Annotated in this window: 21 protein-coding genes and 1 tRNA gene; 15 read left to right on the forward strand and 7 right to left on the reverse strand. The window is 34.2% G+C overall.

Features of this window, described 5'->3' with window-relative positions; all coding sequences use genetic code 11:
- Complete coding sequence (rpiB, locus tag ES724_RS00380) at positions 1 to 432, reverse strand: ribose 5-phosphate isomerase B (protein ID WP_146928172.1); 432 nt, start codon at positions 430 to 432, stop codon at positions 1 to 3.
- A gap of 1,110 nt (positions 433 to 1,542) precedes the next feature.
- Between rpiB and rnr the strand changes: the two genes are divergently transcribed.
- Genes rnr through ES724_RS00395 form a run of 3 tightly spaced genes read left to right on the forward strand, consistent with a single transcriptional unit; the run spans position 1,543 to position 5,169 of the window.
- Positions 1,543 to 3,738, forward strand: coding sequence for a ribonuclease R (rnr, locus tag ES724_RS00385; protein WP_146928174.1), 2,196 nt, complete (start codon positions 1,543 to 1,545; stop codon positions 3,736 to 3,738).
- Between the two features lie 2 nt (positions 3,739 to 3,740).
- The gene (locus ES724_RS00390) at positions 3,741 to 4,412 is read left to right on the forward strand and encodes a head GIN domain-containing protein (RefSeq protein ID WP_170249823.1); all 672 of its coding nucleotides are present in this window, start codon (positions 3,741 to 3,743) and stop codon (positions 4,410 to 4,412) included.
- 31 nt (positions 4,413 to 4,443) lie between these two features.
- Positions 4,444 to 5,169: a LysE family translocator gene (locus ES724_RS00395; RefSeq protein ID WP_146928178.1), complete on the forward strand. Its 726-nt coding sequence runs from the start codon at positions 4,444 to 4,446 to the stop codon at positions 5,167 to 5,169.
- 63 nt (positions 5,170 to 5,232) lie between these two features.
- Here the strand turns inward: ES724_RS00395 and ES724_RS00400 are convergent.
- Both ES724_RS00400 and folB read right to left on the reverse strand, forming a co-directional pair.
- Positions 5,233 to 5,306 (reverse strand) — tRNA-Cys (locus tag ES724_RS00400).
- A 54-nt stretch (positions 5,307 to 5,360) separates the two neighbouring features.
- A complete protein-coding gene (gene folB, locus ES724_RS00405; RefSeq protein WP_146928180.1) occupies positions 5,361 to 5,717 on the reverse strand; it encodes a dihydroneopterin aldolase in 357 nt (118 codons plus the stop codon).
- A gap of 198 nt (positions 5,718 to 5,915) precedes the next feature.
- On the opposite strand from folB, the gene ES724_RS00410 reads away from it, so the two are divergent.
- The 4 genes from ES724_RS00410 to ES724_RS00425 all read left to right on the forward strand — a co-directional run bounded on the left by ES724_RS00410 (position 5,916) and on the right by ES724_RS00425 (position 8,685).
- A complete protein-coding gene (locus tag ES724_RS00410) occupies positions 5,916 to 7,589 on the forward strand; it encodes a glutamine--tRNA ligase/YqeY domain fusion protein (protein WP_146928182.1) in 1,674 nt (557 codons plus the stop codon).
- A gap of 129 nt (positions 7,590 to 7,718) precedes the next feature.
- The gene (locus ES724_RS00415; RefSeq protein WP_146928184.1) at positions 7,719 to 8,093 is read left to right on the forward strand and encodes a YtxH domain-containing protein; all 375 of its coding nucleotides are present in this window, start codon (positions 7,719 to 7,721) and stop codon (positions 8,091 to 8,093) included.
- 4 nt (positions 8,094 to 8,097) lie between these two features.
- Positions 8,098 to 8,448, forward strand: a complete 351-nt coding sequence (locus ES724_RS00420; protein ID WP_146928185.1) for a phage holin family protein — start codon at positions 8,098 to 8,100, stop codon at positions 8,446 to 8,448.
- 9 nt (positions 8,449 to 8,457) lie between these two features.
- The gene (locus ES724_RS00425; RefSeq protein ID WP_146928187.1) at positions 8,458 to 8,685 is read left to right on the forward strand and encodes a DUF6327 family protein; all 228 of its coding nucleotides are present in this window, start codon (positions 8,458 to 8,460) and stop codon (positions 8,683 to 8,685) included.
- A gap of 68 nt (positions 8,686 to 8,753) precedes the next feature.
- Here ES724_RS00425 and ES724_RS00430 read toward each other — a convergent pair whose 3' ends face one another.
- Positions 8,754 to 9,740 (reverse strand): SPFH domain-containing protein, encoded by a 987-nt coding sequence (locus ES724_RS00430; protein ID WP_146928189.1) that lies wholly within the window; start codon positions 9,738 to 9,740, stop codon positions 8,754 to 8,756.
- Between the two features lie 71 nt (positions 9,741 to 9,811).
- On the opposite strand from ES724_RS00430, the gene ES724_RS00435 reads away from it, so the two are divergent.
- On the forward strand, positions 9,812 to 10,489 hold the full coding sequence (locus tag ES724_RS00435) for an outer membrane beta-barrel protein (protein ID WP_146928191.1): 678 nt from the start codon (positions 9,812 to 9,814) through the stop codon (positions 10,487 to 10,489).
- Between the two features lie 6 nt (positions 10,490 to 10,495).
- Here ES724_RS00435 and gltX read toward each other — a convergent pair whose 3' ends face one another.
- Entirely contained in the window at positions 10,496 to 12,010 is a 1,515-nt protein-coding gene (gltX, locus tag ES724_RS00440) for a glutamate--tRNA ligase (RefSeq protein WP_146928193.1), read from the reverse strand.
- 165 nt (positions 12,011 to 12,175) lie between these two features.
- On the opposite strand from gltX, the gene ES724_RS00445 reads away from it, so the two are divergent.
- From ES724_RS00445 to ES724_RS00465, 5 genes are all read left to right on the forward strand, one after another.
- On the forward strand, positions 12,176 to 15,493 hold the full coding sequence (locus tag ES724_RS00445; protein ID WP_146928195.1) for a hypothetical protein: 3,318 nt from the start codon (positions 12,176 to 12,178) through the stop codon (positions 15,491 to 15,493).
- On the forward strand, positions 15,474 to 15,908 hold the full coding sequence (gene ybeY, locus ES724_RS00450) for an rRNA maturation RNase YbeY (RefSeq protein ID WP_146928197.1): 435 nt from the start codon (positions 15,474 to 15,476) through the stop codon (positions 15,906 to 15,908). The genes ES724_RS00445 and ybeY overlap by 20 nt, the downstream gene beginning before the upstream one ends.
- 12 nt (positions 15,909 to 15,920) lie before the next feature.
- Positions 15,921 to 17,792 (forward strand): tRNA uridine-5-carboxymethylaminomethyl(34) synthesis enzyme MnmG, encoded by a 1,872-nt coding sequence (gene mnmG / locus ES724_RS00455; RefSeq protein WP_146928199.1) that lies wholly within the window; start codon positions 15,921 to 15,923, stop codon positions 17,790 to 17,792.
- 74 nt (positions 17,793 to 17,866) lie between these two features.
- The gene (locus ES724_RS00460; RefSeq protein WP_246136783.1) at positions 17,867 to 18,730 is read left to right on the forward strand and encodes a class I SAM-dependent methyltransferase; all 864 of its coding nucleotides are present in this window, start codon (positions 17,867 to 17,869) and stop codon (positions 18,728 to 18,730) included.
- A 226-nt stretch (positions 18,731 to 18,956) separates the two neighbouring features.
- The gene (locus tag ES724_RS00465) at positions 18,957 to 19,466 is read left to right on the forward strand and encodes an OmpH family outer membrane protein (protein WP_026836871.1); all 510 of its coding nucleotides are present in this window, start codon (positions 18,957 to 18,959) and stop codon (positions 19,464 to 19,466) included.
- A 225-nt stretch (positions 19,467 to 19,691) separates the two neighbouring features.
- Here ES724_RS00465 and ES724_RS00470 read toward each other — a convergent pair whose 3' ends face one another.
- Both ES724_RS00470 and ES724_RS00475 read right to left on the reverse strand, forming a co-directional pair.
- The gene (locus tag ES724_RS00470; protein WP_146928201.1) at positions 19,692 to 20,087 is read right to left on the reverse strand and encodes a DoxX family protein; all 396 of its coding nucleotides are present in this window, start codon (positions 20,085 to 20,087) and stop codon (positions 19,692 to 19,694) included.
- 8 nt (positions 20,088 to 20,095) lie between these two features.
- Positions 20,096 to 21,250, reverse strand: a complete 1,155-nt coding sequence (locus ES724_RS00475; RefSeq protein WP_146928203.1) for a DNA polymerase III subunit — start codon at positions 21,248 to 21,250, stop codon at positions 20,096 to 20,098.
- Positions 21,251 to 21,320: 70 nt separating this feature from the next.
- On the opposite strand from ES724_RS00475, the gene ES724_RS00480 reads away from it, so the two are divergent.
- Together ES724_RS00480 and ES724_RS00485 are read left to right on the forward strand one after the other, a co-directional pair.
- Positions 21,321 to 22,508 carry a phosphoglycerate kinase gene (locus tag ES724_RS00480; RefSeq protein WP_146928205.1) on the forward strand — a complete coding sequence of 396 codons (1,188 nt, stop codon included), beginning with the start codon at positions 21,321 to 21,323 and terminating at the stop codon, positions 22,506 to 22,508.
- A gap of 47 nt (positions 22,509 to 22,555) precedes the next feature.
- Positions 22,556 to 24,154, forward strand: coding sequence for a lytic transglycosylase domain-containing protein (locus ES724_RS00485; protein WP_170249824.1), 1,599 nt, complete (start codon positions 22,556 to 22,558; stop codon positions 24,152 to 24,154).
- Positions 24,155 to 24,168: the final 14 nt, after the last annotated feature.

Here is a 24,168-nt window from a genome sequence, read left to right on the forward strand (position 1 = left end):
TTAGTTAGCGGGTATTTTTTCTACTCGGGTTTGATGACGTCCAGCTTCAAATACTGTATTTAAAAAAGCATCTACCATATCTACAGCTTGCGTTTGTGATACATAACGAGCAGGAATGCTTAGTATATTAGCATTATTATGTTGTCTGGCAAGTTTGGTGATCTCAACTGTCCAACATAATGCGCATCGTACATCTTGATGCTTATTAGCTGTCATAGAAGCGCCATTTCCACTTCCACAAATAATAATTCCTAGATCAACTGCTTCACTTTCAACATCGTTAGCAACAGGATGCACGAAATCTGGATAGTCTACACTTGCTTCAGAATCTGTTCCGTAATTAGTAACGGTAATTCCTTTAGATTCTAAATAAGCTACAATAGCAAACTTATACTCAGTTCCTGCGTGGTCATTTCCAATAGCAATTTTCATATTATTTGTTTTTAAAGGTTGAACAAAGGTAAAAAATGGGTTGTTAACTATTAATATTTACGTTGTTAATTACTATTTCTAAATACCCTGTTTTTAAGGGGTTAAGATTTTTGATGAAATGTGAATAACAATATGCTAGAATATAACAACTAAATTTGTTTTTCTACTCAGAAATTGGAATAGCAATATAAAATCGTTTTCTCCTAATTATAACTATAGAATTTCTTGGGAAGTTATGAGCAGCAAAATGAAGATTGTGAACAACCAAAAGTGATATAGTTTTTAAAAATTATTATTAACATATTATTGTTAACCATTGTTAAGTAAATATTAAAATCACAAGAGTATCAGTTCCTTATAAATATATTAACCTGTTAACAAGTCTATCTAAAATGTTGGTATCTAAAAAACCTATTTTTATTGAAAAAAGTTATGCTAGAAGTTAACAAGCTATAATCACCAACAGTTTTAATTTTTTAAAAAGAAGAAAACAAATGAATATAATATAAGTGTTTATAACTTCAGTTTCAAAGTAGTCAGCTTAAATAAAGTTTCTGATAGATTTTTTAAAAAATACTTGGATTAAATTTGCAATTATATTCACTAAAACTTAATCAATACACTGTAAATGAATTATTTATAATTTAAATTATAAATAACTAAAGAAGAATAAAGCAATCTAAATGTTATATAAGTATGTGATTTCTAGTAAGTATTCTTCACATAACTCTGTGAGGTAATATTTACTGAAGGATAAAGATCCAGATTACTTCTTTGATTTAGTGTTTTATTTATAATAGAAAAAACACTTAATATTCCCAAGAGAAATATAAGATAGAATAAAAGCGAGATTTTAGTTGACTTATTCATTAAAATCACTTTTTCTTACAAATATGTGGGGAAATTTTGAAAGATATGTTATCTTAAAATTAAGAAAAGTTTATGAATTAGAAAATAAAATAGTTAATTTTTTTATAGCTAAATATCTGAATATCAAAAGAAGTTAATTAAATTTCTTTACCAGCCCGTATTTAGGGGCTTAACAAAACTTTATAGATAGATTAATTTAAAGTCACATTTTAACTGTAATTTTATAGCTTATTAAGATTTATGAATAGAAAGAATAAAGGATCAAAACCAAGGAACGAAGGAAATCTTTCCAAAAGTATCCTGGATATATTAAGAAAATCTCCAAGCACAAGCTTTAACTACAAACAAATTGCTGCAAAACTAGATCTTACAGATGCTAGTTCCAGGAATCAGATAATTAGGAATTTAGCACAATTAGCCGCTAAGAAGCAGATTGAAGAAGAAGAAAAAGGAAAATTCAAGATGGCTGGAAACCCCGAATATTATCAAGGTAAACTTGATATGACAACTAAGGGCTTCGGTTATGTTGTAGTTGAAGATATGGAAGAGGATATTTTTATTCCCGCAAATGCCTTGAATAAAGCATTGAATGGGGATGAAGTAGAAGTTTACATATATAATAAAAGAAAGAAAAGAAAATCTGAAGGAGAGATTGTTCGGATCGTTAATAGGAAAAAAACTGAATTTGTTGGTGTTTTACAAATGCAACCAAATTTCGGATTTGTTGCAATACAAGACCCTAAAATGTATACAGATATTTTTGTTCAAAAGAATAAAATGTTGGATGCACAAGACGGAGATAAGGTAGTTGTAACCATGGAAGACTGGCCAGAAAAGGCAGATTCTCCCTTTGGAAGCATCAAACAAGTTTTAGGTAAACCAGGAGAGCATCATACAGAAATGCATGCTATTCTTGCACAGTATGGGTTGCCACATGAATTCCCTAAGGAAATTGAGGATTTTGCAAATAATATAGATACTTCTATCAACGAAGACGAAATTAAGAAACGTAGAGATCTTAGGGACACTCTAACTTTTACGATAGATCCAAAAGATGCAAAAGATTTTGATGATGCCTTGAGTTTTAAAAAGCTGGATAATGGCAATTTTGAAATAGGAATTCATATTGCAGATGTTTCCCATTACTTAAAACCTGGAACTATTTTGGACGATGAAGCTTATGAAAGAGCAACATCTGTATATTTAGTAGACAGAGTAGTACCAATGTTACCGGAGGTTTTATCCAATAATGCATGTTCTTTGAGACCGAATGAAGAAAAATACACTTTTTCTGCAGTGTTTGAAATAGATGCTAAAGGGTATGTGAAAAGCGAATGGTTTGGTAGAACAGTAACTTTATCTGACGAGCGTTTTGCTTATGAAGAAGCTCAACATATCATTGAAACTGAAGAAGGAACCATTCCCACAGAGATATCAATTCGTGAAAATGGATATAGCGTAGGAGATAATATCGTAGATGCGGTTGTAACTCTTAATGATCTTGCAAAGCAAATGCGTGTTAGGCGTATGGCAGATGGTGCCATTTCTTTTGATAAAGTTGAAGTAAAATTCAATTTAAATGAAGAAAATGAACCTGTCGGAGTGTTTTTTAAAACTTCCCAAGAAGCCAACAAACTGATTGAAGAATTTATGCTGCTGGCTAATAAGAGGGTAGCACAGTTCATAGGAAAACAAACACCAAAAAAGACCTTTGTTTACAGATGCCATGATGAGCCGGACGAGTCTAAATTAAACACCTTACAAACGGTGATTTCTAAATTTGGATACAAGATCAACTTAAAAGATAAATCTTCTATCTCTACTTCTTTAAATAGTCTTTTAAGTGATGTTCAGGGAACAAAAGAGCAAAACTTGGTAGATACCCTTACTATTAGAACCATGAGTAAGGCTTATTATAGTACTAAGAATATAGGACATTACGGATTGTCTTTTGATTATTATTCACATTTTACTTCTCCTATTAGAAGATATCCAGATGTAATGACGCATAGATTATTGCAAAATTATTTGGATGCAAAACCTTCTGCCAAAGAAGAAGAATACGAAGAAAAATGTCATCATAGTAGTGAAATGGAGAGCTTAGCTACCAATGCAGAACGTGATTCCATAAAATTCATGCAAGTGAAGTTTATGTTAGATCATGAGGATGAAGAATTCTTAGGAGTGATTTCTGGTGTTACAGAGTGGGGAATCTATATAGAAATTGTTTCTAATAAATGCGAAGGAATGGTTCGACTAAGGGATATTAGAGATGATCATTATGATTTTGATGAAGAGCAGTATGCAATAGTTGGTAGAAAAAATAAGAAAATGTACCAATTAGGGGATGAAGTATATATTTCTGTTAAGAATGCAGATCTAGTAAGAAGACATCTAGATTTCAATTTAATAGGAAAGAAAGAACAAATTGATTAATGATGAAAAATATTATATTATTAATTCTATTTTCTTGGGCAGCTACAACATTTGCTCAGGAAATAACCGTGGAGTTAGATAATTTTACCGAGGTCGAGGTTACAAAAGGGCTTAAGGTAAACCTGACTCAAGCTGAGGAAAATAAGGCAATTATAACCGGTAGTAGTCGCAATAATGTAAATCTAAAGGTTAAAAACGGAGTACTAAAGGTAAGTGTAGATTTGGATCATCTTTGGAATGAAGATAACACTATTGTAGACATTTATTTTAAGCAGTTATTAAAGGTTGAAGCAAAACAAAATTCAAAGATCGATATCTGTGGTAAACTTTCACAACCAATGTTTAATATCAGAGTTCAGGAAGGAGCAGATCTAAAAGCAAAAGTAGAATTGGAAAATTTGTATGCAAGTGTTGTAACTGGAGGGAATCTTTTTATAATTGGTACTGCAGCAAAACAGGATATAGATGTAAAAGCTGCGGGCGATTTTAAGGGAGAAAACCTCATAGGAACAGATGTTAAGGTAAGTATTGCTGGTGGGGGAACTGCAAGTATATTCTCTAAAGCCTATGTAAATGCAAAGGTAAGAGCGGGAGGAACCATCTATGTGTATGGAAATCCTAATAAGATAGACGAAACGACCACCTTTGGCGGAACCATTAAGAAGATAAATTAGAAAGTTATCTTTGTGAAAATCTATTAGTTTTATGGTGCAAGATATTTTGGCTGCAATACCAATGGGAATCTTTTTAGCATTCTTATTAGGTCCTGTTTTCTTTGTGTTGCTGGAAACTGCTGCATTAAAAGGCTTTAGGGCAGCTATTTCTTTTGATCTAGGTGTTATTCTTGCAGATATAGTATTTCTTTTAATAGCATATTTAAGTACTTCTAAACTTTTAACTACATTAAAAGATGATCCCGGATTATTTATTTTTGGAGGGATGATCCTTGGTACATACGGGATAATGTCCTTTATACAAACCAAAAAAGCGATTACGGTAGAAGATGATACTCCAGAGGTAAGAAAGTTAAGCAGAAGTGATTATTTTGGTCTTGCAGCCAAAGGTTTTTTATTAAACTTTATCAATATTGGAGTTCTAGGATTTTGGTTGGGTCTTATAATTGTATTTGGTCCTACCTTAGATATGGAACCAAACCGTATTACTATTTTCTTTTCTACTGTGCTTGGAACCTACCTTTTCCTTGATATATTTAAAATACTACTCGCTAAAAAATTAAACAGAAAACTTACACCAGGGCGTATTTTTAAGATGAAAAGAGCGATAAGTATACTTATGGTGATATTTGGAGGTATTTTAATTACTCGAGGGATATTTCCTAGGAAAATCGAACGCCTTCAAGATCAAATAGAGATCTTAGAACCAGAAAATGTGGTGTTTTATTTCGATAAAAATGAGCATTCCAAAAGATAATCTTAAACATTCAATTTTAAGAAATATTAAAGCATAAAAAAAGCTCCCTTTTAAGGAAGCTTTTGGAGGCATCGAGCGGATTCGAACCGCTGTACGAGCTTTTGCAGAGCTCTGCCTAGCCACTCGGCCACGATGCCATTAATTTAATGGTTGGCAAATGTAATAAAAAATATCTGTACGCCCACAAGTTTCTATCTCGATTTAGTACTGGAAACAGTTACCATTCCAACATTACCACCAATTGGAGGGTTTATTTTAGAAACTTCTACACGTGCCTTTTCCACGAGTTCCAACTCTTTAAAGATCCTTTTCAGAATTCTTTCTGCAACGGTTTCCAACAACTTTGTTCGTATAGCCATTTCTTCCTTAACGATCTTATTTAGATGTACATAGTCTATCGTATCACTCAATGAATCTGTCTGTGCAGAGTGGGTTAAATCTCCTTTTACCATGAGATCTACACGGTAATCACTTCCTATTTTTCCTTCTTCATCTAGACAACCGTGATAGGAGAAAACCTTGATATTTTTTAATGTTATTTTTCCCAAAATATTTTTTTACAAAGGTAGAGCAGCAGCCTATAATATGGTGTATTTCTGAAGAAAATTCTACTTCAGTGTTAGTTTTTGGTCTAAAAGCTGAATTTTAAATCTAAATTCCTATTTGAATATGCATTCTAAACCTCTAGATAATGGATTTTCCGTGGTAATTTTTGATAACTTTGCGGGATATTTTGAAATATAATTATGTCTGAAGTAAAAAAGTCTCTCAATTTTATTGAGCAAATTATAGAAGAAGATCTAAAAGGGTCTTATACTGAACAAGAACTTAAATTTCGTTTCCCACCAGAACCTAATGGATACCTTCATATTGGCCACGCCTCTTCCATATGCTTAAATTTTGGTTTAGGTGAGCGATATAACGCCCCGGTGAACTTAAGGTTTGATGATACCAATCCAATAAAAGAAGAGCAGGAGTATGTAGATGCTATAAAGGAAGATGTGGTTTGGTTAGGTTTTAAATGGGACAAAGAGTGTTATGCTTCAGATTATTTCCAACAATTATATGATTGGGCTGTAGAGCTCATTAAGTCTGGAAATGCATATGTAGATAGCCAGTCTTCAGCAGAGATCGCTGAACAAAAAGGTACTCCCACAGTTCCCGGCACAGAAAGCCCATATAGAAACAGATCTGTTTCAGAAAATGTGGAACTTTTTGAGAAAATGAAGAACGGGGAAACTCCAGAGGGAGCTCATGTTTTAAGAGCTAAAATAGATATGACTTCTTCTAACATGATAATGAGGGATCCTGTAATGTATAGAAGTTTGCATAAAAAGCACCATAGAACCGGGGATGATTGGAAGATTTATCCAATGTACGACTGGGCTCATGGGGAAAGTGATTTTATAGAAAGTGTATCTCACTCTTTCTGCACATTAGAGTTCTTGCCACACCGCGAATTATACAATTGGTTTATAAGTAAGATAAGTAATAATGAAGATTTTATTCCCAAGCAAAGAGAATTTGCTAGGAGAAACCTGAGTCACACTATTGTAAGTAAACGTAAACTACTACAATTGGTAGAAAAGAAAGTGGTTAATTCCTGGGACGATCCTAGAATGCCTACTATTTCTGGTTTTAGAAGAAGAGGCTATACACCAACGTCTATTAGAAAATTTGCAGATACTATTGGGATTGCTAAAAGAGAGAATATTATTGATGTTTCACTTTTAGAATTCTGTATTCGTGAAGATCTTAATAAGATTGCGCCTCGAGTAATGGGAGTATTAGATCCGGTAAAGCTTGTTATTACTAACTATGAAGACGGAGAAGAATGGCTTGATACCGAAAATAATCCTGAAGATGAAAATGCGGGTACTCGCAAAATACCTTTTTCAAAAGAACTTTATATAGAGCGTGAAGATTTTAAAGAGGAGGCAAATAGAAAATTCTTTAGATTAACATTAGGAAAAGAGGTTCGTTTAAAAAGTGCATACATTATTAAAGGGGAAAGTGTAGTAAAGGATGATGCTGGAAATATTTTGGAAATTCATTGCACATACGATCCTAAAAGCAAAAGCGGGAGTGGTACCGAGGAGTCTTTACGTAAGGTTAAAGGAACATTACACTGGGTTTCTATACCTCACGCTATAAAAGCGGAAATAAGGCTGTATGATCGTTTATTTACGGTTGCAGCACCAGATGCAGATAAAGAAAAAGATTTCATGGATTTTATTAATCCAGATTCACTTCAAGTAATAACAGGTTATGTAGAACCTAGTTTGAAAGATGCTAGAGTAGCCGATAAATTTCAGTTTCAAAGAATAGGATATTTTTGTATAGATAAGGAAAGTACAAAGGAAAACCTTATCTTTAATAGAACAGTTACATTGAGGGATTCTTGGGAAAAAATCAGTTGAAACATCAATCACAAGGGAATCTATTAAGAATACTTTAATAAATTAAGTTTACATATTAACCGGTTATTAACAGGAATGTCTTGTGGTTTAACTTAAGTTTGTGGAATTAATTATAAAAATCAAAAAATCATGGCAAATACAGGGAATACACTTTTAGCATTAGTAACAGGGGCTGCGATAGGAGCGGCAGTTGGTTTGTTATACGCTCCAGAAAGCGGAGAAGATACAAGAAACAAACTGAATAAGGATGCTAAGAAAGCTCAAGATAAATTCAACAAAAAATATAAAGAGACAAGTTCTAATCTTTCCTCTAAAGCTAAACAAGCTAAGTTAGATTTTGAAACTCGTTTAGAATCTACTTTATCTTCAGCTAGTTTTAAAGCAGATGATATCTTATCTGCATTAGAATCTAAATTAGAAGATTTAAGAACGCAGAACGCAAAATTGCAAAAAGACGTTAAAGAAGAACAAGCTAAGACAACAGCTAATAAAGCAGTAGTATAAGCCTATGGCATTTGAAAAACTAACCAACAGCATAAACGATCTTAACGATAATGTTCGCGATCTTGCCAAAAGCGGTACCGAATATTATAAACTCGATCTCTATAAAAAAATCATTAAAGGAGTTATCTCTTTGGTGAATATGATGTTGCTAGGTTTTATATGTCTAATTGTTTTGTTGTTTATCTCTATTGCATTAGCACTCCTAATAAGTCATGCGCTTGGAATTCCTAGTGCCGGATTCTTTATAATTGGTGCATTCTATCTTTTGATATTCATACTTATATGGTTCTTCGGAAAAAAACATATAGAGAAAATTATTTTGATAAAATCTTCGAGAACCTTCTTTAACGACTAAATAAATTTTATGAAAGAGTATAGTTCATTTGAAGAAATAGACCGGGATCTTAAGATTTTGAAACTTCAAAATCAGATAGACAAGGAAGAAATCCGTCTTAGTGTGCAGCATACAAAGGAAAGTCTATCTCCAATTTCATTGATTGGTGGCATAATAGGTTCTATTGCCCAAAAAGCATTTGTTTTAAAAGCAGTATCAAAAATATTTGGACTGAAAAAAGTAATAACTTCAACATAATTCCAAAAAAAATTAAAAGGCGGATGTTCTAATGAGCATCCGCCTTTTTCTATTAAAAATAATACGTTCTATTCTGTTTCTTCTTCTCTATCTGGAGTATCTCTTTTTCGTTTCGGTTTCGGTTTTGCTGCTAAGAGTTTAGCGTTCTTCTCCTTCATTGCTTCTCCAATCTGGTTGGACGCAGTAAATGATGCTATCATATTATTCAACATATCACTTCCTGCTTGCGGGGAGTTAGGTAATAATATTAAGTTACTATGTGTAGATTCTCCAATGGATTGCAAGGTATCATAATGCTGCGTCACGACAATAAGCGCTGAAGCCTCCTGAGAATTTATTCCTACATTATTTAATACATCTACACTTTCTTCTAGACCTCTAGCAATTTCCCGGCGTTGATCTGCAATCCCTTGGCCCTGTAAACGCTTGCTCTCTGCTTCTGCACGAGCCTTAGCAACGATTTTTATACGTTCTGCCTCTGCAATATACTCTGCGGCTACTTTCTCTCTCTCTGCTGCGTTAATTCGGTTCATGGCAGCCTTTACCTGAGAATCAGGATCTATATCTGTAACCAAGGTTTTAATAATATCATATCCGTAATCCGACATGGCTTGATTTAGCTCTCTTTTAACGGCTATAGCTACATCATCTTTTCTTTCAAAAACATCATCTAATTTCATTTTTGGAACTTCAGCTCGAACAACATCAAATACATAAGCAGTAATCTGGTCATGTGGGCTTTCAAGTTTATAGAAGGCATCGTACACATTGGTTTTTATAACCTGAAACTGTACAGATATCTTCAGTTTCACAAAAACATCATCTTTGGTCTTTGTTTCTACTAGGACATCTAATTGCTGAACCTTTAAGTTTATTCTACCTGCGATTTGGTCAATAATCGGAACCTTAAAATGTAACCCGGAATTCCGAATACTTCTATATTTTCCGAAGCGCTCCAAAATTGCAGAAGTTTGTTGTTTTACTGTAAATATTCCGGTAAAGAGAATGATAAAGGCAAAAACGACTAAAATGGGGACTAAAATTGTTGCTATCATATAGTTTATATAAATTTTGAAAGCTTAAGATAGCAATATTTAGGCTACATTTACTTTTAAAGTTATTTATCATGCGCTATTTTTATCTGTTTTTCTTCATTATAATTTGTTCCATTTTTAATCCACTAGCTGCTCAAAGACGTAATTCTCCTGGAGATAGTTATAATAGGTTAGGGGCACAGGCCGGACTTACTTATGGAAGAATAGATAGCGATCATTTTAATACCAATAAGACTACGGGGTTTATGGGAGGTTTGACCACACGGGCTAATGTTTATAATAATTTCTTAGTTGTGTATGGAGTAAACTTTTATTCCATGAAAACCGGGATCATGGGTCATCCTCTAAGTAGTAATGAATTCGAAAACATCGAATTTCAGACAACAGGAGTGCAATTAAACTTATTTGCTGGCCATAAGATCATAAAAGAGTATTTAAGCATAGAGGCGGGGCCAGTTCTTCAAATAAACAGCAAATGGGAAGTAGACAACCAATTTAAAGAGTATTTAATAGAAGATTATTCTTTTACGGCGCAAGACCTGGAAGAGGTTTCAAGAGTAAATTTAAATCTTGCAGCGAGCTTATCGGCTGGGATTGCAGATGTAAAATTGTGGTTTCAATATCAATATGGAGTAAGTAATTTTCTAAAGAATTTAAACGAAGGAGATCTTCAAAATAAAGACTCCCGCGCAGCAAATCTAGAAGGTCATCTAGGCATGGCAACCGCAGGAGTTGTTTATTATTTCTAAAAAGGTTTATTGCTTAGCTAAAAGAGATTTTAATCTTTTAACTGTTTCTTCTTTTCCTATAAAAGCAGAAATATCAAATACATCTGGTCCTTGTAAAGATCCAACTAAAGCAATTCTAAAAGGCTGCATGACTTTTCCAAAGCCTATTTCATTAGATGTGATCCATCCTTTAATATTATCTTGGACATTTTCTTTAGTATAATCTGAAGTTTCAGATACCAATTGGATTAGTTTCTCTATAATTTCAGCAGTATCCTCTTTCCATGCTTTTTTCAAAGCTTTTTCATCATAAGAAGTAGGAGTTACAAAGAAATAGCTTCCTAATTCCCAGAAATCGGTCACAAAGATTGCTCGTTCTTTTAAAAGTGCAATTACTGAGGTTGTATATTCTAATGTTGCTGTAACACCTTTATTTTCTAAGATCTTCAAAAAATCCTTTGCGAGTATTTCGTTATCGGTTTTCTGAAGGTAATGTGCCTGAAACCATTTGGTTTTTTCAGGATCAAATTTAGCACCAGATTTATGCACTCTGGAGATCTCAAAAGCCGAAATCAATTCTTCCAATTCAAAGAATTCTTGCTCTGTCCCTGGATTCCAACCTAAAAAGCTCAACATATTAACCACGGCTCTAGGATCGTAATTCTCTTCTCTATACCCAGAAGAGATCTCCCCAGATTTTGGATCTTTCCATTCTAAAGGAAATACGGGAAAGCCCATTTTATCTCCATCACGTTTGCTTAATTTTCCTTTTCCCTGTGGTTTCAAGATCAAAGGCAAATGCGCGAATTTTGGTGCATCCCAATTAAATGCACGATATAATAAATAATGTAATGCTAAAGAAGGCAACCATTCTTCCCCACGAATAACGTGAGTGATCTGCATTAAATGATCGTCTACAATATTAGCAAGATGATAAGTTGGTAGCCCATCGCTCTTAAAAAGCACCTTATCGTCTAGGATGCTGGAATCTACCTGCATATTTCCACGAATCTCGTCGGTTAAATGCAATGTTTCAGATTCCGGTGACTTGAACCGAATCACGTAATTTTCCTTAGAATCCAGTCTTTTCTGAACTTCTTCAGAAGAAAGCGCAAGAGAATTCTGTAGTTTCAATCTATTATGCCAGTTGTAGATAAAGGTTTTTCCCTTTTCTTCATGGTCTTTTCTATGTTCATCTAAAGCTTCTGAAGTATCAAATGCGTAATATGCATCTCCAGAAGAGATCAGTTTTTCAGCATATTCATAATACAAATTTGCTCGTTCACTTTGTCTATAAGGTCCAAATCCACCATCTTTCCCGGGGCCTTCGTCAAAAGGAATTCCACACCAATTTAAGGCTTCAACTATATATTGCTCTGCGCCTTCTACAAATCTATTCTGATCTGTATCTTCAATACGCAAAAGGAAATCTCCTCCATGTTTCTTAGCAAATAAATAATTATATAAGGCTGTTCTTACTCCTCCAATGTGTAAAGGTCCTGTAGGACTTGGTGCAAAACGAACTCGTACTTTAGCAGACATAAAATTGTAATTTTAACGGCAAAGATAACGGATTCTTAATGGAAAACCCACGAATTTAAGCCTGTCCTATTAATTGCCCGGATAAATTTAAAATGCTGAAAACACCGCTAGATAAAGTAAAATGAAATTTGTAGTTTTAAGAGAAGGAAAAGTAGGGGGGTAATCATGGAGGAATTTAGTGTTATAAAACAAAAGCTGACAGCATTTATTAGGCGGTATTACCTGAATAAATTATTGAAAGGTAGTATTTTGTTCTTTTCTGTTTGGTTGTTATATAGCATTCTTATTTTGCTAATAGAATATTTTTTATGGCTTTCTCCGCCTTATAGAAGTTTGTTATTTTGGGGCTTCATTCTATTTTCAAGCCTGCTCTTTTTTAGATTTATACTCTGGCCTCTGGCAAAACTCTTTAAGTTATCCAAAGGTTTAGATCTCACAGCTGCTTCTATTCTTATAGGAAAACATTTTCCTGAGGTTAATGATAAACTTCTAAACGTACTTCAGCTTGAAAATTCCTCTGAACAATCCGATTTGTTGCTCGCAAGTATTTCCCAAAAGTCAAAAGAACTGAGTCCTGTTCCTTTTAAAACTGCGGTCAATTTTAATACAAGTCTTAAATATTTGAAATATGCGGCCTTTCCGGTTTTAATAATCTTAGCCATTATTTTCACCGGGAATTCTTCTATTTTTTCTGAAAGTTATACTCGGGTAGTGCATTATAATACCGCTTATGAGGCACCGGCACCATTTTCTTTTATAATTAATTCAAGTGAGTTGGTGGTTGAAGAAGGCAAGGATTTTAATCTAGAAGTCCAGACCATTGGGAATCTCATTCCTGAAACTGTTGCCATTCACTTTAATGAGGAAGAATATTATTTGAAGAATTCTTCGCTGAATTCTTTTCAATACTCCTTTGAAGGATTAAAAGAAGATGTGGAATTCTATTTTAGGGCCAATAATGTTACATCTAGAACTTATAAAATCCGCGTTATCCAAGTCCCAAAATTACTGGATTTTGAGATGAAGCTCAATTTCCCTGCTTATTTAAGAAAGGAAAATGAAATAGTAAAAGGAACAGGGAACGGAACGGTGCCAGAAGGGACAAAAATTTCATGGGTTTTAAAAACCCGGGCTACAGACGACGTCTCGTTTAAAACTAAAGACAGCATTCTGGGTTTTGAGAAAAATGCTTCGGAATTCAAATATTCAGATAAGATATTTTCTCCGCTGCAATATTCTATCAACACGTCTAATAACAATGTAAAGGATTATGAATCTTTAAAATATGCTATTGAGGTTATAAAGGATCAATATCCGCAAATAGATGTTCAGCATAAACAAGATACAGTTGCTACAGATGTTAATTATTTCTTCGGGAAAGTGAATGATGATCACGCTATCACAAAGGTGAACATGGTTTTCTACCCTGAAAAAGATAATACTAAAAGTCAAAAAGTTGCAATTCCCATTGCTAATCAGAATATTGGAGAATTTTTATATACGTTTCCGGGAAATTTAGAATTAGAACAGGGAACTAACTATGCTATCTATTTCGAAGTATTTGATAATGATGGAGTTAGGGGTTCTAAATCTACTAAGACTGAAGTTTTTAGCCTCAGAATAAAATCTGAAAAGGAATTAAGTGCTGAAAAGTTAAAGCAGCAAGGAGAATCTATTCAGGGAATTTCAGAAAGTCTTGAAGAAATGCAGGAATCTAAAAAAGACTTGGAAGAATTGTCGAGACTTAAAATAGAAAAAAATCAGCTAAATTATAATGATAAAAAGAAGCTAGAGGAATTTTTACAACGGCAGAAAGAGCAAACAGCTATGATGAAAAATTATTCTGAAAAGCTTAAAAACACCTTTGAAGATAAAACTGGTTCCAAAGAAAACAAAAAGTTTGAAGAAGAACTTAAAGACAGGTTAGATAGAAACGAAGAACGCTTGCAGGAAAACGAAGCCTTGTTAAAAGAATTACAGGAGTATGCCGATAAGATAAGTGAGGAGGACTTGTTAGATAAATTGGAAAAACTATCTAAACAGAATACCGCTGAACAAAAAAATCTTGAGCAGTTACTGGAACTTACCAAACGTTATTATGTTCAGGAAAAGACTCAGAAGCTAGCAAGAGATATTGAAAGAGCAGGAGAAAAGCAAGAGAATTTAGCAAAGCAAGATTCTTTGAATTCTTTGGAAGAACAAGAAAAGTTATCTGAAGATTTTCAAGAATTTAAGGAGGAAATGGATTCTTTGGAGAAAGAAAATAATGCACTTAAAAAGCCTTTTGATTTAGATAGAGAGACAGAAGAAGAACAGGAAATTCAAGAAGAGCAAAAGAAAGCGGAGGATCAATTAGAGCAGAACAATAAAAAAGATGCAAAATCTCCTCAGAAAAAAGCAGGAGAGAAGATGAAAGAAATGAGTAAGAAAATGAAGTCTGCTCAAGCTGGTGCTCAAGGAGAGCAATTAACTGCTGATATTGAAACCATGCGACAAATTTTAGATAATCTCATTGTGTTTTCTTTTGAACAGGAAGCATTGATGCTCAATTTTAAAGGTATTAGAATTAATAATCCAGCCTATCCTAAACAATTGAAAAAGCAACAAGTTCTTAAAGAACACTTTGAACATATAGATGATAGTTTGTTTGTGCTTGCCATGAATAATCCTATGATCACAGAAAAGATCACTACCAAATTAACTGATATAGAATTTGATATTAACAAGGCATTGGAGCGGCTTGCACAAAATGAACTACCGCAAGGAACCGCTAGCCAGCAATACATAATGACCAATACAAATGAATTGGCCAATATGCTTAGTGAGGTTTTGGGCAATATGCAAGAAATGGCAAATTTAAGTCTCTCTCCAAATGGAAGTGGCCAAGGAATGCAGTTGCCTGACATTATTAAAGCTCAGGAAGGACTCAACAAGGAAATGGAAGAAGGTCTTAAAGAAGGCGAAGGAAAACCAAAACAGAACGGTAAAGATAAACCTGGAGAAGATGGTGATGATGGGAAGGATGGAGATAAAGAAGGGCAAGGAGAGGGTGAAGACAGACTAGGGGAGGAAGGAAGTGCTAAGCTGTATGAGATCTTTAAAGAACAACAACAATTACGTCAGCAACTGGAAGATAAATTAAGGGAGGCAGGCTTAGATAAAAAGAATGCTGATGTGTTGAGTGAAATGGAGCGTATAGAAAGACAGCTTTTAGAGAAGGGTTTTAATAAAGAAACTCTAAGTAGGATGAATCAAATTCAGCATAGATTGCTTCAGTTAGAAGAGGCTGTAAGGGAGCAGGAAGAAGAGGAGCAAAGAACTTCAAAAACAAACCAGGAAAACTTCAAAAACACTACTCAGGATCAAAATCTTAGAGCCAAAGAATATTTTAATTCTACTGAAATTTTAAATAGACAAAGCTTACCTTTGCGGCAAATTTATAAGACTAAAGTAAAGAGGTATTTTGAATCTGTCGAAAATTAATTTTTATTCTGAAAACGAATTTAAACTTGAGGATGAAGCAAGATATGCTTCATGGATTGAGAATGTAATAACTTCTGAAGGAAGGACTCTGGAAGAAATTAGTTATATTTTTTGTGATGATGAATATCTCCTGAAAATCAACATTGAATATCTAGATCACGATACTTATACAGACATTATAACTTTCGACTATTCTGCAGGTAAAATTTTGCAGGGTGAAATATATATAAGTACAGATCGCGTTCGTGAAAATTCGGAAACATTTAATGTAAAGTTTGAGGATGAATTGCGACGAGTATTAAGTCACGGGGTTTTACACCTTAGTGGCTACAAAGATAAAACAGAAGAGGAAGCTACTCTTATGAGAAGCAAAGAAGAGGAAAAAATGAAATTGTTCCACGTGGAACAATCTTAAAAAAAGAGATTTATGTTTAGTGAAATATATGATGTAATTGTTGTTGGAGCAGGTCACGCTGGAAGTGAGGCCGCTGCTTCTGCTGCTAATATGGGATCTAAAACCTTATTGGTAACTATGAATTTACAGAATATAGCTCAAATGAGTTGTAATCCCGCAATGGGAGGAATTGCAAAAGGGCAGATAGTTCGTGAGATAGATGCTTTAGGCGGATATAGCGGATTGGTTAGTGATACTAGTGCAATTCAGTTTAAAATGCTAAATAAATCCAAGGGACCTGCAATGTGGAGTCCAAGAGTGCAAAGTGATAGAATGATGTTTGCAGATCACTGGAGATTGCGATTAGAAGGAACACCAAATCTTGATTTTTATCAAGAAATGGTTGCTGGGTTAATCGTAGAAGGTGGTGCGGTAGTTGGAGTCAAAACTGCGCTTGGATTAAAGATAAAAGGAAAATCTGTTATTCTTACCAACGGCACATTTTTGAATGGATTGATCCATATTGGAGATAAGAATTTTGGCGGAGGTAGATCTGGAGAAAGAGCTTCAACAGGAATAACAGAAGAACTTATCCAGTTGGGATTTGAATCTGGTAGAATGAAAACAGGAACTCCTCCAAGAGTAGATGGGAGATCTTTGGATTATTCTAAAATGGCTGAGCAACCCGGTGATGTGAAGCCGTCTAAATTCTCTTATTTAGATGATACAAAACCTCTAACAAAACAAAGGTCTTGTTATATGACTTACACTTCTCCGGAAGTGCACGAGTTGCTTAAAGAAGGTTTTGATAGGTCTCCAATGTTTAATGGAAGAATACAAAGTGTTGGGCCACGTTATTGCCCTTCTATAGAAGATAAGATAAATAGATTCGCAGATAAAGACAGGCATCAGTTATTTGTAGAGCCTGAAGGCTGGAAAACTTGTGAGGTATATGTAAATGGTTTTTCTACTTCTTTGCCAGAAGATGTTCAATTTAAAGCATTGCGTTCTGTTGTTGGTTTTGAAAAAGTGAAATTCTTTAGACCAGGTTATGCAATAGAATATGACTATTTTCCACCTACGCAATTAAAGCATACCTTAGAAACAAAGCTTGTAGAGGGATTATATTTCGCTGGCCAAATTAACGGTACAACGGGATATGAAGAAGCAGCCTCTCAAGGTTTAATGGCGGGTATAAATGCTGCCTTAAAAGTTCAAGAAAAAGAGCCGTTTATTTTAAAAAGAGACGAAGCTTATATCGGAGTTTTGGTAGATGATCTTATTACAAAAGGAACAGAAGAACCTTATAGGATGTTTACTTCTAGAGCAGAATATAGAACCTTACTAAGACAAGATAATGCCGATTTTAGACTTACTCAAAAATCGTTTGATCTAGGTTTAGCTTCAGAAAAGCGTCTTCGCAAGATGGATGAGAAGAAAGAAAAATCTTTGAGTTTTGTAGATTATTTACATGATACTAGTGTTACTCCAGAGTTCTCTAACCCAGTTTTAGAAGCTAAGGATTCGGCTCCAATGAAACAAAGCGATAAGATATTTAAGATCTTTTCAAGACCAAATATCACGATGGAGGATGTAATGGAATTCCCTGGGGTAAATCAATTTATTTCTGAGAACGAATTGAATGAGGAGATGCTAGAGCAAACTGAAATTCAGGTAAAATATGCTGGATATATAAATAAGGAAAAGAACAATGCAGACAAATTGCATAGGCTAGAAGATATTAAAATTCCGCAAAATTATGATTATTCCAATATTAAATCCATGTCTTTTGAAGCTCGGGAGAAATTAAATAAAATTCAACCTGTAACAATTTCCCAAGCCTCAAGAATTAGTGGAGTTAGCCCAAGTGATATTTCTGTGCTTCTTGTCTATATGGGAAGATAAATTGTTTCACGTGGAACAATCTGATTTTTCCTCTATATTTAGCATTTAAAATGTCTTAAACAATTTCCATAATTGTGAATAGTTCCAATCAAAAAAACTTAAACACTATTTATATCACTTGTAAGGATCATACAGTTTCTGGAGAAGAATTTAAATTGATATTAGATCCAGAAATGCATCTTCTAGTCACTACTCCAAAACCAGATTTAGACCAATTACCTTCCTATTATAAAAGTGAAAATTATATTTCCCATACTGATTCTCAAGATTCCATTACCGATAAAATTTATCAAAGCGTTAAAAAACGAATGCTTGTTAAAAAGTTAAGTTGGATAGATTCTCATTTTCCAGAGCAGGGAAAACTATTGGATATTGGAGCAGGGACAGGTGAGTTTTTATTGAGTGCAAAAAATAATGGTTGGAAAGTTAAAGGGATTGAGCCAAATGAAAATGCGAGAACGCTAGCAAAACAAAAAGGGATTAAATTAGTTCAAGATTCCTCTAAATTTAAAGCTGAAAAATTTGATGTAATTACTATGTGGCATGTTTTTGAGCATGTCTACGATTTAAAGAATCAAATTATAGAATTAGAACAGCTTCTAAAAAAAGATGGGTTATTGATTATTGCCGTTCCAAACTTCAAAAGCTATGATGCTTTATATTATAAAGAGCATTGGGCAGCTTTTGATGTGCCAAGACATTTATGGCATTTTTCCCGTAAGAGTTTCAAAAAACTTTTTAGTGGCACCTCTTTTTCTCAGTTCGATGAAAAACCTTTATTGTTTGATTCATTTTATGTGAGTCTTCTTTCAGAAAAATACAAGACTAAAAAGAGTAACTTCTTGAAAGCTTTTTTTATAGGACTAAAATCTAATCTAAAAGCAAAAAAGTCTTTAGAGTATTCTTCGATTGCCTATTTCTTCAGAAAATCGATCTAAAACTTAATTTGGAGCTATTTCAGAGTGAAACTAACACGCAGCTAGATAATTGTGGTCGCTAACAGGAAAAACTCCTTAAAGCTCTCTATATCCCCTTGATTTTGATTGAAATAATTTATTTTTTTAAATTTTACTATAAGATTTACCTATTATAGTTAATAGAGATTATTTTTTTCTTTTTTTCCATTGATACTTTATTACTTTTGCGCCAAACAAAATTTATATTATGAAGAAATTATTATTGGTTGTTTTAATTGCAGCCGGACTTACAAGTTGTACTGAACAAAAAACAGCTTACGTAGATACAACCAAAATTATTAAGGAGTATCGCGAAATGAAAGAAGTGGAAGAGGAATTCACTTCAAAATCTGATAAGGTAAAAATCGAGCTAGATTCTTTGGCTCAAAGTTTTCAAAAAGAAGTGCAAGAATACCAAGCGAACATGAATGGAATGTCTACTGCACAAAGACAAGAAAAGGAACAAGAATTAATGGCTAAGCAACAAACTATCCAACAGCAACAACAAACGATGGGGAACCAGCTGCGTCAAGAAAGCGATGTTGTAATTGATTCTATTGTAACCAAAGTGAAAGAATACGTAAAGGAATATGGTAAGGATAACGATTATACTTATATTTTCGGTTCTAACGAGTCTGCAAACATCATGTATGCAAAAGATGGTTTAGATATTACTGAAGAAATTCTTGAGAAATTAAACGAGAGTTACGAGAAATAAGAATTACCTAATTTCCTTAAACAAAAAAGCATCGGTCTTATTGAGATCGATGCTTTTTTGTTATTAGAAATCTTACTGATTGCCTGTTTATTTATAACCAGTGTATTCAGGTTATTCTTCATGCTAAACATGTTTCAGCTTCTAATCTTCGAAGGAGACTCTGAAACTCCCATTTCCTCTCATTAATTGGTGAAGATATTTTTAGACAAAAAGAGATCAAAAGTTTTAAGACAATAAAGTAACTCCCAAAATCACCACGATAAAGTATCCTACAATGGTAAAAGCTCCCGCATAATCCTTAACTACGCGCTGTCCAAATAACAACATCAACAAGGTAACTGCTGCCATTACATTTGCGTAAAGAGCTATTTCGGTTTGTCCACTGCTTATAATATAGAATATTCCAACTAAGGCCATAATCCCTGCAATTACTTCTAGGACCAAAATTATGCCAACCATCAGAGGTACTTGCCCTGCAAGAAAAGTCTTAGAAAAATGTCCTTTCAGCCATCCAATATTGCCTTTCCAATCGGTGATTTTATCTAAGCCAGACTGTAAAAAAGTTATTACTATAAATAAAAGGATAAGGATCTCTGTAATATAATTTGTAATGTTTTCCATAGGTTTTTTTAAGCTACTTTTTTATGAATTAATCTTGTGAGTTTAATAGACAGATCTGTAAGAATGATCTTTGCATTCCCATTTCTTTCTATATGGTAGATAGCATCTTCAATTTCTGAAGTGATCCCTAATATATTTGCTCCTGTTATATATGGAGCAAATTTTTCTAATTTAAAATTGGCGGTTTTAGGCTGAATATAAACTAGTCCTTCTGCCTTGTAATTATAAAGTAAGGCTTGGCGAAAAAAGTCTAAACAATAGTGTAAAAAACTTTTTTGTGTTTCTCTTCCCGAAGCAGCTATAGTATCGCTCCATGAGATTAGCTCTAAAATGGAGGCTTTATTTCCCTTTGCCTTAAAGGCTGTCCTAATCCAGGTAATAAACCAATTTTCAAATTGTTCATCTCCAGAATTATTTTTTAATATATGTTGTGCTTGAGAATAGCTTCCATTTGCCTGTACCGCAATTTTCTTTGCAGATAAAGCATCTACTTTGGAAGTTGCTATCAATTTTTCTTCAATAACAGTTTCAGAAAGAGGTGGAAATCTCAAAATCTGGCATCGAGACTTAATAGTTTGTATTATTTGCTCCTCGTCTTCAGCAATAAGTATAAAAAGTGTCTTATTTGGCGGCTCCTCTATTAACTTTAACAATTTATTGGAACAGGGAGTATTCATTTTATCTGCCATCCAGATCAACATTATTTTATAACCGCCTTCATAGGATTTCAATGAAAGTGATTTCAAAATATCCTGAGCTTCATCTACCCCGATTTGACCTTGTTTATTTTCTATTCCTATTTCTTGATACCAGTCGAACAAACTTCCATACGGATTCTTATTAAGGAAAGTTCTCCAAGACTCCATAAAATGATTGGAAACTGGATGCGTTTTTATCTTGTCGTTTGTGGCTACCGGAAATGCAAAATGAAGATCTGGGTGTGATAAATGATTGAATTTTAAGTTACAAGCAGTATTCCCGGTATTATTCTCAGAATTTGTGTTTCCACACAATACATATTGCGCATAGGCAATAGCCATTGGTAATAATCCACTCCCATGATTGCCCACAAATAATTGCGCATGCGGAATACGGCCCCGGTCTGCCGTGGTAGTTAAATGATTTTTAATATGGGGTAAGCCTAAAACTTCAGAAAAGAGCATAGGCAAAGATAAAATTAATCTTCACTTTATATCTTTAGAAAAATTTATATTTGTAGTATACACATTGCTTATGAAAACAATAGACGACTACAATTTTAAAGACAAAAAGGCACTTATTCGGGTAGATTTCAACGTTCCATTAGATGACGAAGGAAATGTAACCGACAGTACTAGAATAGAAGCCGCTAAACCTACCATAATTAAAGTTTTAGAAGATGGCGGAAGCGTTGTTCTAATGACACACTTGGGAAGGCCTAAGAATAAAGAAGCTAAATTTTCTTTGCAACAAATTGTTTCTAAGGTCTCTGAAATAATGGGCGTGGAAATTAAATTTGTAAACGATTGCGTAGGTGATGTTGCTGAAAATGCGGTAAATGAGCTTAAACCAGGCGAGATTCTTTTGCTGGAGAATTTAAGATATCATCAAGAAGAAACAGAAGGAGATTCTGGCTTTGCTAAGCAATTATCCAAGCTAGGAGATATTTATGTAAATGATGCCTTTGGAACAGCTCATAGAGCCCATGCTTCAACAACAGTTGTAGCTAAATATTTTGAAGAGAAATGCTTTGGCTATCTTTTAAAGCAAGAGATAGAAAGCTTAAATAAGGTGTTGAATTCTGCAGAGAAACCTGTTACTGCAATCATTGGTGGTGCTAAAGTATCTTCTAAGATCACGGTTCTGGAAAATATTTTGGACAAAGTAGATCATTTAATAATTGGTGGTGGAATGGCTTTTACCTTTATTAAGGCTCAAGGCGGAAAAATAGGAAGTTCTCTCGTAGAAGACGACAAGCAAGAACTGGCTTTGGAGATCTTGAAAAAAGCTTCTAAAAAGGGAGTAGAAGTACACTTGCCGGCAGATTCTATTATTGCAGATAGTTTTTCTGAAATGGCAAATAAAGATGTTTGCCCTATAGATGATATCCCGGAAGGATGGATGGGACTAGATTCAGGTCCAAAATCTGTAGATCTATTTTCTGACGTTGTTTTAAAATCTAAAACGATCCTTTGGAATGGACCGATTGGAGTTTTTGAAATGGAAGCTTTTGCTGAAGGAACCATGAAACTTGGACAAGCTATTGGGAAAGCAACTGCAAATGGAGCATTTTCACTTGTAGGTGGAGGAGACTCTGTAGCCGCTGTGAAAAAATTTAATTTGGAAAATGATGTGAGTTACGTTTCTACCGGTGGTGGTGCGATGTTGGAAATGCTAGAAGGGAAAACACTTCCTGGAATTAAGGCAATTTCTGAGGACTAAGTAAGAAATTGAAATATTAAACGTTTCTGTACCATAGATGTAGAAATATGAAAAAGATAATCACCATTTTAATGTTGTTCGTTTTTTTTGGCTCCATGGGTCAGAAAAATCCAGTAAAAAACAACCCGAAACCAACAAATAAGGCTGAAAAGGCGAATTTTAGAGTTCAAGTTTTTAAAAAATCTGATAGTGCTAAAATAGAATTAAAAAATCCCGATCCTGAATTCAAGGATAGATTACCAATTTCAGCAAAAATAAATAAGACTAGTATTAAAGATCTTAAAGATCTACCTCATGCTGCTGTTATAGATTCGGTATGGAAGAAGGAACTTTTAAACTCAGATCTTTACGAAGAAATGCAAGATGAGATCCTAAAGCAGGATTATTCTGAAGTTGTATTTAAAGAATTACCCACAGATACTCTAAAAGCGAGGCTCGCAAAATTAAATGCGCGGACGCCTTTTAATATTGAATATAATCCAATTCTGGAGAGTGTAATAAAATCTTATCTTAAAAGGAATAAGAAATCTATGGAACGCCTCATGGCGTTAAGCGAATATTATTTCCCGATGTTCGAGCAGCAATTAGACAGGTATGATGTTCCTTTGGAGATAAAATATCTGGCCATAGTAGAATCTGCACTTAATCCTCGAGCAAAGTCTAGGGTTGGAGCAACTGGTTTGTGGCAATTTATGTTCGCTACGGGCAAAATGCAGGGCTTAGACGTGAGTTCTTATGTAGATGAGCGCATGGACCCTATAATGGCTACGGAAGCAGCTGTAAGATATCTAGCGAGTTTATACAAGACATTTGGAGATTGGGACATGGTGTTGGCTTCTTATAATTCTGGCCCTGGAAATGTAGCCAAAGCAATCAGAAGGAGTGGAGGTTCCACTAATTATTGGACATTAAGAAGCTATTTACCACGAGAAACGGCAGGTTATGTTCCCGCCTTTTTAGCGACACTTTATTTATTTGAATACGCAAAAGAACATGATTTCCAGCCAAACGGACCAGAAGTTGCCTTTTTTGATACAGATACATTACATGTAAAACAAATGCTCACTTTTGACCAGATCAACAAAGTATCTGGTGTAGATAAAGAAATGTTACAGTTTTTGAATCCTAGTTATAAATTGGATATTATTCCTTTTGTGGAAGATGAAGCTTACGCACTAAGATTACCCAGAAAAAATGTTGGCATATTTGTAAATAATGAAGATGCTATCTATAATTTCGCTAAAACAGAATTAGCTGAAAAAGAAAAGGAACTACCTCAATTTTTAGAGGCCGAAGATAAAGTAAGGTACAGAGTTAAAAGCGGTGATTATCTTGGTAGAATAGCTAGTAGATATGGGGTAGGAGTAAGCAGTGTTAAAAAATGGAATAATTTAAGAAGTAACAACCTTAGAGTGGGTCAATATCTAACCATCTATCCTAGAAAACCTGTTGATATAGCAAAGAGCACTGTGAGTAGTTCTAAGCCTACTACCCAGGCTAAAACCTATACCGTTAAAAACGGAGATTCACTCTGGACTATTTCTCAAAAGTTTCCCGGAATTACGGTACAGAATTTGAGAGCATGGAATAGGATGTCTAGCACATCTCTTAAGCCCGGAATGAAGTTAAAGCTTTCCGGAAGCTAGTATTAATTAAATTA

Origin of the sequence: Gillisia hiemivivida (genome assembly GCF_007997295.1) — a bacterium.
In the GTDB taxonomy this organism is placed as follows: domain Bacteria; phylum Bacteroidota; class Bacteroidia; order Flavobacteriales; family Flavobacteriaceae; genus Gillisia; species Gillisia hiemivivida.

What these genes read in the sequence shown, in the direction of transcription:
- rpiB (WP_146928172.1), bottom strand. Translation starts at nt 432, where the DNA reads ATGAAAATTGCTATTGGAAATGACCACGCAGGAACTGAGTATAAGTTT.
- rnr (WP_146928174.1), top strand. Translation starts at nt 1,543, where the DNA reads ATGAATAGAAAGAATAAAGGATCAAAACCAAGGAACGAAGGAAATCTT.
- ES724_RS00390 (WP_170249823.1), top strand. Translation starts at nt 3,741, where the DNA reads ATGAAAAATATTATATTATTAATTCTATTTTCTTGGGCAGCTACAACA.
- ES724_RS00395 (WP_146928178.1), top strand. Translation starts at nt 4,444, where the DNA reads ATGGTGCAAGATATTTTGGCTGCAATACCAATGGGAATCTTTTTAGCA.
- ES724_RS00410 (WP_146928182.1), top strand. Translation starts at nt 5,916, where the DNA reads ATGTCTGAAGTAAAAAAGTCTCTCAATTTTATTGAGCAAATTATAGAA.
- ES724_RS00415 (WP_146928184.1), top strand. Translation starts at nt 7,719, where the DNA reads ATGGCAAATACAGGGAATACACTTTTAGCATTAGTAACAGGGGCTGCG.
- ES724_RS00420 (WP_146928185.1), top strand. Translation starts at nt 8,098, where the DNA reads ATGGCATTTGAAAAACTAACCAACAGCATAAACGATCTTAACGATAAT.
- ES724_RS00425 (WP_146928187.1), top strand. Translation starts at nt 8,458, where the DNA reads ATGAAAGAGTATAGTTCATTTGAAGAAATAGACCGGGATCTTAAGATT.
- ES724_RS00430 (WP_146928189.1), bottom strand. Translation starts at nt 9,740, where the DNA reads ATGATAGCAACAATTTTAGTCCCCATTTTAGTCGTTTTTGCCTTTATC.
- ES724_RS00435 (WP_146928191.1), top strand. Translation starts at nt 9,812, where the DNA reads ATGCGCTATTTTTATCTGTTTTTCTTCATTATAATTTGTTCCATTTTT.
- gltX (WP_146928193.1), bottom strand. Translation starts at nt 12,010, where the DNA reads ATGTCTGCTAAAGTACGAGTTCGTTTTGCACCAAGTCCTACAGGACCT.
- ES724_RS00445 (WP_146928195.1), top strand. Translation starts at nt 12,176, where the DNA reads ATGGAGGAATTTAGTGTTATAAAACAAAAGCTGACAGCATTTATTAGG.
- mnmG (WP_146928199.1), top strand. Translation starts at nt 15,921, where the DNA reads ATGTTTAGTGAAATATATGATGTAATTGTTGTTGGAGCAGGTCACGCT.
- ES724_RS00465 (WP_026836871.1), top strand. Translation starts at nt 18,957, where the DNA reads ATGAAGAAATTATTATTGGTTGTTTTAATTGCAGCCGGACTTACAAGT.
- ES724_RS00470 (WP_146928201.1), bottom strand. Translation starts at nt 20,087, where the DNA reads ATGGAAAACATTACAAATTATATTACAGAGATCCTTATCCTTTTATTT.
- ES724_RS00475 (WP_146928203.1), bottom strand. Translation starts at nt 21,250, where the DNA reads ATGCTCTTTTCTGAAGTTTTAGGCTTACCCCATATTAAAAATCATTTA.
- ES724_RS00480 (WP_146928205.1), top strand. Translation starts at nt 21,321, where the DNA reads ATGAAAACAATAGACGACTACAATTTTAAAGACAAAAAGGCACTTATT.
- ES724_RS00485 (WP_170249824.1), top strand. Translation starts at nt 22,556, where the DNA reads ATGAAAAAGATAATCACCATTTTAATGTTGTTCGTTTTTTTTGGCTCC.